Origin of the sequence: Burkholderia sp. Ac-20353 (assembly GCF_017104785.1) — a bacterium.
Lineage (GTDB): Bacteria > Pseudomonadota > Gammaproteobacteria > Burkholderiales > Burkholderiaceae > Burkholderia.
On sequence record NZ_JAAGPL010000020.1, the window covers coordinates 1 to 13536 of the forward strand.

Sequence of the window (13536 nt, forward strand, 5' to 3'; positions counted from 1 at the left end):
TCGCAGCGCCGCTGCCGCGTTCGAGCGCGCGGCGGCCAGCCACGGGCCGGGCGCCAGCGGCGTGGTACGCATTTCGGCGAGTGACGTGATCGGCGTCGAGGTATTGCCGCCCGTGCTGACGCAACTGCGGCGCGACCATCCCGGGCTGGTCGTCGAACTGGTGACGACCGATCGCATCCAGGACGTGCTGAAGCGCGAAGCCGACATCGCGGTCCGCATGGCGCCGCCGGCACAGGATGCGCTCGTCGCGCGGCGCATCGGGAACATCGAAGCGGGGCTATTTGCGCGGGATGACTATCTGGCCGCATACGGCACGCCGGCCACGCTGGCGGAACTCGCGCGGCACGCGCTGATCGGCTTCGACGACGTGACGCCGTTCCTGCGCGCGGCGGGTCGAGCGCTGCCGGCGTGGAACCGGGATGCGTTCGCGCTGCGTTCCGACAGCAACCTCGCGCAGCTCGCGATGATCCGCGCCGGCTACGGGATCGGCTTCTGCCAGTGCGGGCTCGCGGCACGCGATGCGCGGCTCGTGCGCGTGCTGCCGGAACAGGTCGCGATGCCGCTCGAGACGTGGGTCGTGATGCACGAAGACCTGCGCACGAGCCCGCGCTGCCGCGCGACGTTCGATGCGCTGGTGCGCGGGTTGCTCGCGTATGTCGGCGGGGCGCCGGAGTGACGGCGGGGTTCGTGGCGCCCCGCGTCACACCGGCAATTGCGTCGCCGGCACTTCGCGCGGTTAGTCCCGGTTCGCCTGCAACACCGTCAACGCGGCCATGTTCACGATCCGTCGCACCGTCGAGCTCGACGTCAGGACGTTGACCGGCGCATTCACGCCCAGCAGGAACGGCCCGACCGCGACATTGCTGCCCGCGCCCGTCTTCAGCAGGTTGTACGCGATATTCCCCGCGTCGACGTTCGGACACACAAGCAGGTTCGCCGCGCCCTTCAGCCGCGACGTCGGCAGGATGCGCAGCCGCAGCGCTTCATCCAGCGCGCAATCTCCGTGCATTTCGCCGTCGATCTCGAGATCCGGCGCCTGCTCGCTGACGCGCGCGAGCACTTCGCGCATCTTCGCGCCCGACGCCGAACTGCCCGAGCCGAAATTCGAGCGCGACAGCAGCGCGACTTTCGGCGTCAGGTTCAGCCACGCCATCTGCTCGGCCGCCGCGACCGTGAACTCGGCGATCTGGTCGGCGCTCGGGTTGTCATTGACGTGCGTATCGACGAGCGCGAGCGTGCGCTGGTCGAGCAGCAGGATGTTCATCGCCGCGTACACATGCGCGCCGCGCCGCTTGCCGATCGCCTCGTCGACGAAGCGCAGGTGGTCGTGGAACGCACCGACGGTGCCGCACACCATGCCGTCCGCATCGCCGAGCCGCACCATCATCGCGCCGATCAGCGTCAGCCGGCGTCGCATCTCGACGCGCGCCATCTCCTTCGTGATGCCGTCGCGGCAACGCAGTTCCCAGTAGGTCGTCCAGTACTGGTGAAAGCGCTCGTCGTATTCCGGATTGGTGACTTCGACGTCTTCGCCGAGCCGCAGCCGCAGCCCGAACTTCTCGATGCGGGCGAGCAGCACTTCCGGGCGGCCGACCAGGATCGGACGCGCGAGCTTCTCGTCGACGATCACCTGCACCGCGCGCAGCACCCGCTCCTCCTCGCCTTCGGCGAACACGATGCGCGTCTTGCCGCCGTCGCGCACGAACTGCTTCGCTGCCGCGAACAGCGGCTTCATGAACGCGCCCGAGTGGTAGACGAACTGCTGAAGCTGGTCCGCATATGCGGCGAAATCGTCGATCGGGCGCGTGGCGACACCGTCCTCCATCGCCGCCTTCGCGACGGCCGGCGCGATCCGCACGATCAGGCGGGAATCGAACGGCTTCGGAATCAGGTATTTCGGGCCGAACGCCAGGTCGTACGCGCCATAGGCGGCAGCGACCGAGTCGTTCGGCTCCTCCTTTGCGAGCCCCGCGATCGCATGGACGGCCGCGATCTCCATCCGGCGCGTGATCGACGTCGCGCCCACGTCGAGTGCACCGCGAAAGATGTACGGGAAGCACAGCACGTTGTTGACCTGATTCGGATAGTCAGAGCGGCCCGTCGCGATCACCGCGTCGTCGCGCACCGCACTGGCTTCTTCCGGAAAGATCTCGGGCGTCGGGTTGGCCAGTGCGAGAATCAGCGGACGCGGCCCCATCTTCGCGAGCAGCGGCGCGCTCAGCACGCCGCCGGCGGACAGCCCGAGGAACACGTCGGCGCCCTCGATCACGTCGGACAGCGTGCGCGCAGACGTATCCTGCGCAAAGCGGGCCTTGTCCGGGTCCATTGCGACCGTGCGCCCGGTATAGACGACGCCCTCGATGTCGGTCGCCCAGACGTTCTCCGGCGGCAGCCCGAGATCGACCATCAGGTCCAGGCACGCGAGCGCCGCGGCGCCGGCGCCGGACGTCACGACCTTCACCTGCGTGATGTCCTTGCCCACCACGGCCAGCCCGTTGATGAACGCCGCGCACACCGTGATCGCGGTGCCGTGCTGGTCGTCGTGGAACACCGGGATCTTCATCCGGTCGCGCAGCTTGCGTTCGACCGTGAAGCACTCGGGCGCCTTGATGTCCTCGAGGTTGATGCCGCCGAAGGTCATCTCGAGGCTCGCGATGATGTCGACCAGCTTGTCGGGATCGGTCTCCGTGATCTCGATGTCGAACACGTCGATGCCCGCGAACTTCTTGAACAGCACGGCCTTGCCTTCCATCACCGGCTTCGACGCGAGCGGCCCGATGTTGCCGAGGCCCAGCACCGCGGTGCCGTTCGTGATTACGCCGACCAGGTTGCCGCGGCTCGTGTAGCGGAACGCCTGCGCCGGATCGGCGGCGATTTCCTCGCAGGTCGCCGCCACACCCGGTGTATAGGCGAGCGCGAGGTCGCGCTGCGTCACGAGCGGCTTGCTCGCCGTGACGGAGATTTTGCCCGGGGTCGGAAATTCGTGATATTCCAGGGCGGCCTGGCGTTCGGTCTTGTTCATGAGTCGTCTCGTCTCGCATCCACGCGCCGGGCCCGTCCCGGCGACCATCGAAGCAGGCCATTCTAGGCAGACGTCTCGGGCGCGCCATTTTGAATTAGTATGCGTCCATCATGTTTTCGTGATGATTAGGGTCTGTTTACATATGGAACGTGCATGCGTTGCCACGAGAACGGCCGCTCGCGAGGCGCGCGACGCCGCGAATACTGGTCGTATTCGCAAGGAGCGCAACGCGGCGAGCGGCCGTTCTCGTGGCAACCCCAAATTGAAAACTCATTCCAGGGGAATGCCCGAAATCGCCCGTATGGCGGCGTCGCTCGTCGCTTGTTTGGCGCGGCCAAACGGCGCTCCTCACTTCTTGCCATACGAGCGATTTCGGGCATTCGCATGCACGTTCCATATGTAAACAGACCCTAGGATGCGCGAGTCGTGCGATTCGATATTGAAGAAGTGACCCGGCGCCTGAGTGCCCGTTTGAAAATGCGACACCTCGTGCTGCTGCTGCAGATCCGGCAGCACGGCTCGCTGACGCGCGCGGCCGAGCATCTCGCGAGCAGCCAGCCGGCGGTCACCAATGCGCTGGCCGAGCTGGAAAGCATGTTCGGCGGGCCGCTGTTCGACCGTTCGCCGCGCGGCATGGTGCCGACCGCGCTCGGCAACGTCGTGCTCGAACGCGCGCAGGCGATGCTGCACGACCTCGACCATCTCACCCGTGACATCGAAGCGGTTGTCGCCGGCCATGCGACGCGGCTGCATATCGGCGTCATTCCGTTCATTTCGGGCCGCACGCTGGCGGCGGCGATCCGGCGCACGCAATCGCAAGTGCCGCAGCGGCTCACGATGACGATTCACGAAGGCACCAGCGATACGCTGATCGCGCAGTTGAGCGACCACACCCTCGACATCGTGATCGGTCGCGCGTCGTCAACCGTCGATCTCGAGCGGCTGCGCTTCGAAGTGCTGCATCGGCAAACGCCACGCCTGATCGCGAGCCGGCGGCTCGCCGCGCGGCTTGCGCGCAGCCGGCTCAACTGGCAGAAGCTCGCGGAGCTCGACTGGATTCTCGGCCCGCCGCACACCCCGATCCGCGAGCAGATCGCGGATCTGTTCCTGCACGCCGGCGTCGCGCCGCCCGTGCCGATCGTCGAAAGCTACTCGTCGCGCCTGATCGGCGAAATGATCGTCGCCAACGATCAAGCAGTGTCGATCGTCCCCGCCGACATTGCGGAGGAACTCGTTCACATCGCGGGCGTCGCGATCGTGCCGTACACGCTCGACTGGACGCTGCCGCCGATCGCGGCATTCACGCGCGCGGGCGGCGCGCGCGAAATCGATACGGTCTTCGCGCAGATCCTGCGCACGCTGTATCAGGAAGCGGGCGACGGCCGGCCCGGCTGACGTCGGGCAACGCATAGTGGTAGCAGCCTTCGCGAACCACCGCGTTACACCACCAACTGCCTCGCCAGCACCTCGCGCGCCTGAGTAACCGCCTCGCGCTCGCCGGGCAGCGGCGGTGTCAGCGAGAACACCGCATCCGGCAATGCCGGCAGCCGATACTTCGGGCCGAGCCGCATCAGCCCTTCGCCGATCGCCGACGCGCACAGACAGCCGACGCCGAGCCCCGCCGCGAGCATCGACTGCAGGCCCGCGACGCCCGACGCGCTGTGCACGAGCACGTAATGCATGTGCTGCTCGTCGAGCGAGCGGATCGCGATCTGATGCATCATGCAGTCGTCCGGCAGCAGCACGAGCGGCAGCGGAACGGGCAACTGCTCGGCCAGCGCCGGCGCCGTGACCCACGACAGCGGCTCGCGCCGCAACACCCAGCGCGTATCTGCAGACGCCGGCCTGAACGGCCCGCTCGACAGGTTCATCACCACACCGATATCGATCTGGCCTTTCGCATGCGCCTGCTCGATGTCCGCGCTCTTCATCGTGCTGACATGCAGGCTCAGCTGCGGATAGCACTCGCGCAGCCGCGCCAGCATGCCCGCGACTTCATGCGTGCGGTAATAGTCGGTGATCGCGACCCGCAATTCGCCCTTGAGCGCCTGCCCGCGCACTTCGTCGAACGCGGCCTCGTTCAGCGCCACGATCCGCCGCGCATGGTGCAGCAGCCGCGTGCCTGCCGGCGTCGGCTCGACGCCGCGCTTGCTGCGCACGAACAGCGGCACGCCCGCGCGCGCCTCGAGCTTGCGCACCTGCTCGCTGACCGTCGACTGCGACAGATGCAGAAGCGGCGCCGCCGCCGTCAGGCTGCCCGCGTCCGCCACCGCCGCGAAGGTCCGCAACTGATCCAGATCGAAACCGCGCATGCCGCCACCTATCCATCGAATAATCCGATGGATGCTACCACCATTTCCCGCTTTTCCGAACCATAGCCCGCGCGCCAGAATGGCTGCTCGATACGCCGGCGACGGGTGACCTTGCCGGGCGGCCTTGCCGTCCGGCCGGTCGCCATTGCAATCCGGCCCCATTCCGAAGGCATGCACCATGACGGACCACACGCTCGCGCCCCGCGCCCCGATCACCCAGACACCCGCGTCCGCCGCGCGCAGCCATCACGGCTGGGCGCTCGCGGTGCTGCTGGTCGGCGCGATCCTGCCCCCGCTCGACTACTTCATCGTGAATCTCGCGCTGCCCGCGATCCGCGACGGCCTCGGTGCGCACGCCACCCAGCTGCAACTCGTGGTATCGGCCTACGCCTGTGCGAACGCGGTCGCCCAGATCACCGGCGGCCGCCTCGGCGACCTGTACGGGCGCAAGCGGCTCTTCATGATCGGCATGGCCGGCTTCGTGCTGGCCTCGGTGCTGTGCGGCCTCGCCGGCAGCGGCACGGTGCTCGTCGCCGGACGTGTGCTGCAGGGCCTGTTCGCCGCGATCCTCGCGCCGCAGGTGCTCGCGACGATCCGCAGCGTGTTCACCCCGCATGAACAGGTGCGGGTGATGGGGTTCTACGGTTTCGTGTTCGGTCTCGCGGCCGTGATCGGCCAGCTTGGCGGCGGTGCGCTGATCAGCCTGCACCCGTTCGGGCTCGGCTGGCGCGCGATCTTTCTCGTCAATCTGCCGATCGGCGTGCTTGCGTTGCTCGGCAGCTGGCGCTTCATCCCGGAGAGCCGGCCGCCGCGCGGCCAGCGCATCGACGTGCCCGGCACGATCCTGCTGTCGCTGTTCCTGCTGATGCTCGTCTATCCGCTCACGCGCGGACGCGAGGAAGGCTGGCCGCTGTGGATGGTGGCCTGCCTCGCCGGCGCGCTGCCGATGCTCGGCCTGCTGCTGAAAGTGGAGGCGCGCCGGCTCGCCGATGGAAACGATCCGCTGCTGGACGTGCGGCTGTTCCGCAATCCGGTCGTCGCACTCGGGCTCGCGCTCGCGTTCCTGTTCTACACGATGAGCGCTTTCTTCCTGACTTACGGGATCTACCTGCAGGGTTGCCTGCACTGGTCGCCGCTCGTGTCGGGAGTCGCGATCCTGCCGTTCGGGCTCGGCTTCCTGTCGAGCCCGCTGCTGATGCCGCGCCTTGTCAGCCGCTACGGCAGCTTCCGCGTGCTCACGCTCGGCTTCACGATGCTGGCGATCGGTCTCGCCGCGGCAGCCGCGCTCGCCGGCGCAAACGCACCCGGGCCCGGCTTCTATCTGGGGCTCGCGGCGATGGGCATCGGCCAGGGGCTCGTGCTGCCGTCCGTCGTGCGGATCGTGCTCGCCGAAGTGGCGCCCGAGCGCGCGGGTGTCGCGTCGGGGATGGTGACGGCGACGCTGCAGATCGGCGCAGCGGTCGGCGCAGCCACGCTGGGCGGCGTGTTCTTCTCGCGGCTCGGCGCGCATCCCGCCGCACCCGATTACGTGCACGCGTTCCGCACGTCGATGTTCGTGCTGGTGGCGGTACTGGTGGCCGGCGTGCTGCTGTCGGCGATGCTCGGGCCGCTGCATCGGCGGCTGCATGCGGGTGCATGACGTTCGCGAACGTGCACCGTGCACCGTGCACTGTGCGCTGCGCATGCGCGGGCTGCGGCTCGCTGCGGTCGCGGCAACCTGCATGCACTGCGACGCGCGCTACGCCACGCGCGCGCCGTTCACCGGTGCGGCTTGCGCTTCGCTTGACGCGCTTCCCACGCGGCAAGCTCGGCCCGGTAGCGATCCAACGCGTCGTCGTACAGGTCGAACACGCACGGCGAGCAGCCGCTGTTGCAGCAGTCTTCCAGTTCGGGTTGCTGAGGCGGTATCGGGCGGGGATCGTCGGCGGGCGAATCGTCGGAAGATCTGTTCGGCACGGGGTGGTCCGTTGACTTGGAGCGAACAGTATAGGTCGATTCGGGTGAGCGGTTCGGGTGAGCGGTCCGGCCGCCTCTGCCCGGTAACGGTGCGGCGGTCGTCCGCTCGGAGTTTCTATCATTAGCCCCCCGAGCGAGACGCTGACCGCCATACTTATCGTCAGGATATCAAACCAGCAATGGCTCACGAAGCAGGCCGGAAAGCCGCTGTGCAATCAACGAATGAGCGTCATCCATGATCCGGGTGACGAGTTCGTCGACGCTCGGAATATCCCGGATCAAGCCAGCTACCATCCCACAACTCCATGCACCGGCATCCATCTGCCCGTCCAACATGACTTTGGGGTAAACGCCGGCTACCTGATCCAGAATGTCGGAGATCTGGAGATCGGATCCTCGCTTCTTCTCGATTTCAAGAAGCTTGTCGACCCCTTGATTCCGCAGCACTCGCTCCGTATTGCGCAAAGGCCGCATCACGAGGCGGGTATCCAGTTCGGTGGCTTCGACAATGGCCCGCTTCACGTTCTCGTGCACCGGGGCCTCCTTGGTAGCGACAAAGCGCGTTCCCATGTTGATGCCGTCCGCACCCAACGCAAGCGCGGCGACCAAACCCCGACCATCGGCCACACCGCCCGAGGCCACGAAGGGGATCCGAAGTTCTTCGGCCGCACGCGGAAGCAAAATCATGTTCGGAACGTCATCCTCGCCGGGATGGCCACCGCACTCGAAACCGTCCACGCTCACCGCATCGCAGCCGATCTTCTCGGCCTTCAACGCATGGCGCACCGACGTGCACTTGTGGATGACCTTGATGCCGGCTGCCTTGAGTGCTGGAATGTGCTCCTCAGGGCTACGGCCGGCAGTCTCAACGATCTTCACGCCACCGTCGGCGATCGCTGCGATGTATTCGGGGTACGGTGGTTCGGAAAACGTGGGAAGGAACGTCAGATTCACGCCAAAGGGCTGATCCGTCATGTCGCGACAGCGCGCAATTTCCTTGGCCAGCAGTTCGGGAGTTTTCTGCGTCAACGCCGTGATGATGCCAAGGCCGCCGGCATTGGAGACGGCCGATGCCAATTCGGCGAGCCCGACAAAGTGCATGCCACCCTGGATGATCGGATGGCGGATGCCAAAAAGTTGAGTAATTCGTGTTTCCATGGAAATGGTTCTCAGATGAAAGGAATGTGAGGGCGGAGGTTGCGTTACCAGCGTTCCATGTAGGGCCTCAGATCCAGCTCGAACGTCCAGGCGTCGCGCGGCTGCTGGTGCAAGTGCCAATAGTTGTCGGCGATGTGCTCGGGATCGAGAATGCCGCCTTCTTCCTTGAGCGCATAGCGTTCCGGAAAATTCGTGCGTATGAATTCCGTATCAATGGCGCCATCGACGACAACGTGCGCGACGTGGATGTTTCGGGGGCCGAGTTCACGTGCCATGCTTTGGGCCAGCGCACGCAAGGCATGCTTGGCGCCCGCAAAGGCAGCGAAGTTCGCCGATCCACGAAGACCGGCGGTCGCACCGGTGAAAAGGATGGTGCCCCGGCCACGTTCCACCATGCGCCTGGCCACCTCGCGAGCGTTGAGAAAACCAGCGAAACAGGCCATCTCCCAGATCTTGAAGTACTTGCGCGCCGTCTCCTCCAGGATGCTGCAAGGCACATTCGCCCCGATGTTGAACACGAGCACCTCGATGGGGCCATGCTCTTTCTCGACGCGGTCAATCAACGCAACAACGTCCTCTTCCTTGCGCGCATCGCTGCCGAAACCATGGGCTTGGCCACCCGCTGCACGGATGGCTTCCACGACAGGCTCCAGTTTGTCGGCCGAGCGACGCGTCAGGCAGGCGATGTACCCTTCTTTGGCGAAACGAGCAGCAATGGCGCCGCCGGTGGAGTCTCCCGCCCCGACGACGAGCGCCACGCGTGGATGGGTTTCAGAAGATGACATCACGTTCTCCTTTGATAAATATGGATTTTGAATTTTCGGAATCCGATTGACAGATCAAGGGTTAAAGCAAATCGGGATTCACTGCGCAAACCGCCTCAGGGTCGGTTGCAAGCACTGCCGCCAAACCCCGAATTTCGGGAAGAAGTCTTTCGAAATAGAACCTTGCCGTGACGATCTTGGCTGTATAGATCGATTCGTTCGAAGCGATTTTCCGTTCGGCCGCAACGCTTGCGCTACGCGCCCACATCCACGCAATGCAAACATGGCCCATCAGCCTCAGGAACGCCGATGCGCCGGCACCTGCCGCGTCCAGATCGGTTGCCGATCGAGCGATGAGGTGCTTCGCTGAAGTCCGGACTACTGATACCGCGTCTTCCAGTGCAGCGAGCAATGCATCGATTTCCGCTCGGCCGCACCGGAATTGAGCGAATGCGTCGATCTCTTTCAGAAACACGTCCAAACGTCGGCCACCGTCTGCGATCAACTTGCGGCCGAGAAGATCCATGGCCTGGACACCGTTGGATCCTTCGTACAACGGGATGATTCTTGCGTCGCGCAGGTGTTGCTCCACACCATTGTCCTGGATGTACCCATGGCCACCGAAGACCTGCATCGCCATGCTGCAGCTTTCCACCGCGAGCTCGCTCGAGAATGCCTTGACAACAGGCGTTACGAGGGCCAGCAGTTCCCCGGCCTGCGCGCGGGCCTCAGTATCGGGATGCGCCTTCAGGACATCAGATAGATGAGTAGCCCACAGCGCGAAAGCCCGAGTACCCTCCACATACGCTTTCTGTGTGAGTAGCATGCGCTTCACATCAGCATGGGCGACGATGGGGTCGGCAGACCCGGTGCGCAATCCCGCGCCGGCTGCCCGACCCTGCAAACGATCACGCGCGTAGGAGCGCGCCTTCTGGTACGCGGCTTCCATCAGGCCAATCGCATTGATGCCGACGAACAACCGTGCATGGTTCATCATCACGAACATACCTGCCAGGCCTTTGTTCGCTTCACCCAGCAGCCAGCCGGTCGCACCATCGAAATTCATCGTGCACGTCGAATTGCCATGAATGCCCATCTTGCTCTCGATGGAGCCGCAACTGACGGAGTTACGCTCGCCCAATCCGCCATCACCCGTCGGCAAAAACTTGGGTACGATGAACAGTGAAATGCCTTTCACGCCGGACGGCGCATCCGGTAACCGGGCCAGTACCAGATGAACGATGTTGCTGGTCAGGTCGTGCTCGCCGCCTGAAATGAGGATCTTCGTTCCGGTCACCGCATAGGATCCATCCGCCTGCGGCACCGCCCGCGTGCGCAGCAATCCCAGATCCGTGCCAGCGTGCGGCTCGGTCAAGCACATCGTGCCCGCCCACTCTCCCGAAGCGAGGCGCGGCATGTACAGCGCCCTCTGCTGGTCATCGGCATTGGCAGCCAGGCACGTGTATGCGCCCTGCGACATTCCGGAATAGGCGGCCCACGCCATGTTCGCACCGCAGAAAATCTCGAACAGCGCTCCGCCGAGTACGCCGGGCATGCCTTGCCCGCCGTCCGCAGGATTGCAGGCCAGTCCCGTCCACCCGCCATCGACAAATTGCCGATACGCTTCCTTGAATCCGTCAGGGGTTCGCACAACGCCGGGTTCCACCATCGTGCAACCCTGGCGATCACCCGTCCCGTTCAGCGGGGCAATGACTTCGGTCGCGAATTCTCCTGCAGCCGCCAGTATCTGGTCGGTCGTGTCGCGCTCGAATCCTTCGATGTGTGGGAGCAGCGTGTGAACATCGAGCAGTTCATGAAGCACGAACTGGATATCCCTCAGGGGAGCAGAGTATGTAGTCATTCTGGAAATGGGGTATGTAGAGGTTCCGAGATGCACATCCATAAAATCAGGCGGGGAGCCTGACGGCTCTGTACGCCTGCACCAGTCACTTCACTTCGACGCACGCAGTTCTCGTCGTAGAATCTTCCCGACGGTCGATTTCGGCAGCGCATCGACGAACGTGACGTACTTCGGCACTTTGTACGCCGCAAGATTCGCGCGGCAGTGCTGCTCGATGTCCTGTGGGCTCAGATCCGGCTGCTTGGGTACCAGGTAGAGGTGCGGCACTTCACCTGATTTTTCGTCGGGCTCGCCGACGCATGCGCATTCGAGTACACCTTCGTGCAACGCAACCACGGCCTCGATCTCATTTGGATAGACGTTGAAGCCTGATACCAGGATCATGTCTTTCTTACGGTCAACGATTCTCATGTTGCCCGTGGCATCCGCAACCACAATGTCACCCGTGCGGAAGAAGCCGTCGTCCGTCATGACCTTGCGGGTTTCGTCCTCGCGCTTCCAGTAGCCAGAGAACAACTGCGGCCCCTTGATCAGCAATTCACCGGGCGTTCCATGGGGCACCACATGGCCTTCATCGTTGACCACTCGCACATCGGTGGAAGGCACGGGGATGCCGATGTCGCCGCTGTGCCCGACCGGATTGAACGTCGCCGCAGGCGAAGTCTCGGTCAGACCATAAGCTTCAGTAATGGGGGGCGCGCCCGCAACGCTCCAGCGCTGTGATACCGCTTGCTGCACGGAGGCGCCGGCGCCAATGACCAGCCTTGTTCCGTCGAATTCGACCGATTGCAACTCGGAATCCTGGACCAGTGAATTGAACAGCGTATTGACGCCGATGAATACACCGAATGGCGCACGCTTCATCTCTGCTATCACTGTGCTGGTGTCGCGCGGGTTAGCCACGAGGCGCATGACACCACCCAGGCGCAATGTGAGCAGCAGCATCTGGAGCGGGTAGATATGGTAGAGCGGCAGCGGTGCAACCACCGAGAGTTCGGCTGTATCTACCGCCAGCGTGAACCAACTCATCGACTGCAATATTCCGGCACTCATTGCACGATGCGTCAGAATGGCTCCCTTGGACAGGCCGGTGGTTCCTCCGGTGTACTGCAACAACGCCGGATCTTCCGGATGAACCGAAACGGCATCAGCTCCCTCAGGCGCTTTTTGCGCAAGCACCTCGGCCAAGGGCAGTGTTGGCTGGATAGCATCATGACCGATGACCGGTGCAGTCTCTATGGCGCGCAGCAGACCGGATGCCGGCACCGTCAAAGACTGCGCAACGCCAGCCGCCTCTATCAAGGGCCCGTGCTTGATGTACGAACTGTCGACCAGCACGATCGCTCGGACGCAGGCATCTCGTAGTTGATGATCGAGTTCGCGGGCCGTGTACAGAGGATTGACAGGGACGGCAATCAGACCACTGCGCAGCGCCGCCGCCAACACGATCGGAAACGCCATGCAGTTGCCCAGCAACAACGCGACGCGATCCCCTTTGCACAGGCCAGCACGCTGGAAGTGCGCAGCAAGCGACCGAGAGTATTCGTCCAACTGCGCATAGCTCAGCCGCTCGTCGCCGATAATCACTGCAGGCCTCTCCCGAAACTCCGGGAAAGATCGCTCCAACAGCCGCGCGAGCGTCTCGTCTGCCGCGAGATCGATCGTCGCGCGCATGCCCGGAGGATATTTGGCATGCCAATGGCGAGTTTCCATGCTTGTCTCCAAAGTTCTGTAGCTCTGTTCGAATGCGCTTCTGGAGTGCCCCTCTCTGCCACACGGACTGAAGGGCCGGGATCGAAGGCTAGCGAGCCAACTCTTCCCGAATCATGTCCAGGCGGTCTTGTCCAAAGAACATCTCTTCACCAACGAAGGTCGTCGGTGCGCCGAAGACACCCTGCCCGACAGCCTCATCGGTCACCGCCTTCAGGGCAGCCTTGACCTCCTGGTTCGCAGCCAATGCCTGCATATCCTGCGGATCGAAGCCGGCCTCGGCCAAGGTCCTGGCGGTGAGTTCCGGTTCGTTGAGGTTTAGCGAGTCGACCCACATGGCCTTGAATACGGCCCTGAGCAGTTCCTGCAGTCGCTCTGGCTCGCGCAACTGCACGCCCGTCACAACCCGCATGAGAAACAGCGTGATGATCGGGAAGTGAGGATTACTCGCGAATGGCACGCCGTATTTGCGCGCGTAGCGCTGATAGTCATGATTCGTATAGCGCCCTTTCGCAGGGATGACTGCAGGAGACGCATTGCCTGTCGCCTGGAACACTCCCCCCAGAAGCATCGGCTTGTAAATCAAACGGGCATCCGCCTTCGCGCAGATCTCCGGCAATTGCGTCCAGGCCAGATACGAGGCCGGACTACCAACATCGAAGAAGAAGCGCACATCTTTGGTCATAAACACTCCTTTGGTAAACTTCCGTTTGGTGAACGATCGTTTGGTTAACGGAGGGTATGCTAACCTAG

At 64.0% G+C, this 13536-nt stretch carries 11 protein-coding genes; 3 read left to right on the forward strand and 8 right to left on the reverse strand.

The genetic code is table 11. The features are described from left to right. The coding region (locus G3N94_RS09670; protein WP_205792159.1) for a LysR substrate-binding domain-containing protein at positions 1–676 on the forward strand (676 nt) is incomplete at its 5' end. A 60-nt stretch (positions 677–736) separates the two neighbouring features. Here G3N94_RS09670 and G3N94_RS09675 read toward each other — a convergent pair. Continuing rightward, the gene (locus G3N94_RS09675) at positions 737–3022 is read right to left on the reverse strand and encodes an NADP-dependent malic enzyme (protein WP_205792160.1); all 2286 of its coding nucleotides are present in this window, start codon (positions 3020–3022) and stop codon (positions 737–739) included. 426 nt (positions 3023–3448) lie between these two features. Between G3N94_RS09675 and G3N94_RS09680 the strand changes: the two genes are divergently transcribed. Continuing rightward, positions 3449–4417 carry a LysR family transcriptional regulator gene (locus G3N94_RS09680; protein WP_205792161.1) on the forward strand — a complete coding sequence of 323 codons (969 nt, stop codon included), beginning with the start codon at positions 3449–3451 and terminating at the stop codon, positions 4415–4417. Between the two features lie 44 nt (positions 4418–4461). On the opposite strand, the gene G3N94_RS09685 is transcribed toward G3N94_RS09680, so the two are convergent. Beyond that, on the reverse strand, positions 4462–5334 hold the full coding sequence (locus G3N94_RS09685; protein ID WP_205792162.1) for a LysR family transcriptional regulator: 873 nt from the start codon (positions 5332–5334) through the stop codon (positions 4462–4464). Between the two features lie 178 nt (positions 5335–5512). On the opposite strand from G3N94_RS09685, the gene G3N94_RS09690 reads away from it, so the two are divergent. Next, a complete protein-coding gene (locus G3N94_RS09690) occupies positions 5513–6973 on the forward strand; it encodes an MFS transporter (RefSeq protein ID WP_205792163.1) in 1461 nt (486 codons plus the stop codon). A gap of 119 nt (positions 6974–7092) precedes the next feature. On the opposite strand, the gene G3N94_RS09695 is transcribed toward G3N94_RS09690, so the two are convergent. The 6 genes from G3N94_RS09695 to G3N94_RS09720 all read right to left on the reverse strand — a co-directional run bounded on the left by G3N94_RS09695 (position 7093) and on the right by G3N94_RS09720 (position 13468). Beyond that, on the reverse strand, positions 7093–7290 hold the full coding sequence (locus tag G3N94_RS09695; protein WP_205792164.1) for an oxidoreductase-like domain-containing protein: 198 nt from the start codon (positions 7288–7290) through the stop codon (positions 7093–7095). A gap of 168 nt (positions 7291–7458) precedes the next feature. Next, entirely contained in the window at positions 7459–8448 is a 990-nt protein-coding gene (locus G3N94_RS09700; protein WP_205792165.1) for a nitronate monooxygenase family protein, read from the reverse strand. A gap of 44 nt (positions 8449–8492) precedes the next feature. Beyond that, a complete protein-coding gene (locus G3N94_RS09705; RefSeq protein WP_205792166.1) occupies positions 8493–9233 on the reverse strand; it encodes an SDR family oxidoreductase in 741 nt (246 codons plus the stop codon). A gap of 61 nt (positions 9234–9294) precedes the next feature. Further along, the gene (locus G3N94_RS09710; RefSeq protein WP_241021723.1) at positions 9295–11115 is read right to left on the reverse strand and encodes an acyl-CoA dehydrogenase C-terminal domain-containing protein; all 1821 of its coding nucleotides are present in this window, start codon (positions 11113–11115) and stop codon (positions 9295–9297) included. Positions 11116–11163: 48 nt separating this feature from the next. Beyond that, on the reverse strand, positions 11164–12786 hold the full coding sequence (locus G3N94_RS09715) for an AMP-binding protein (RefSeq protein ID WP_205792168.1): 1623 nt from the start codon (positions 12784–12786) through the stop codon (positions 11164–11166). An 88-nt stretch (positions 12787–12874) separates the two neighbouring features. Then, entirely contained in the window at positions 12875–13468 is a 594-nt protein-coding gene (locus G3N94_RS09720) for a 2-hydroxychromene-2-carboxylate isomerase (protein WP_205792169.1), read from the reverse strand. Positions 13469–13536: the final 68 nt, after the last annotated feature.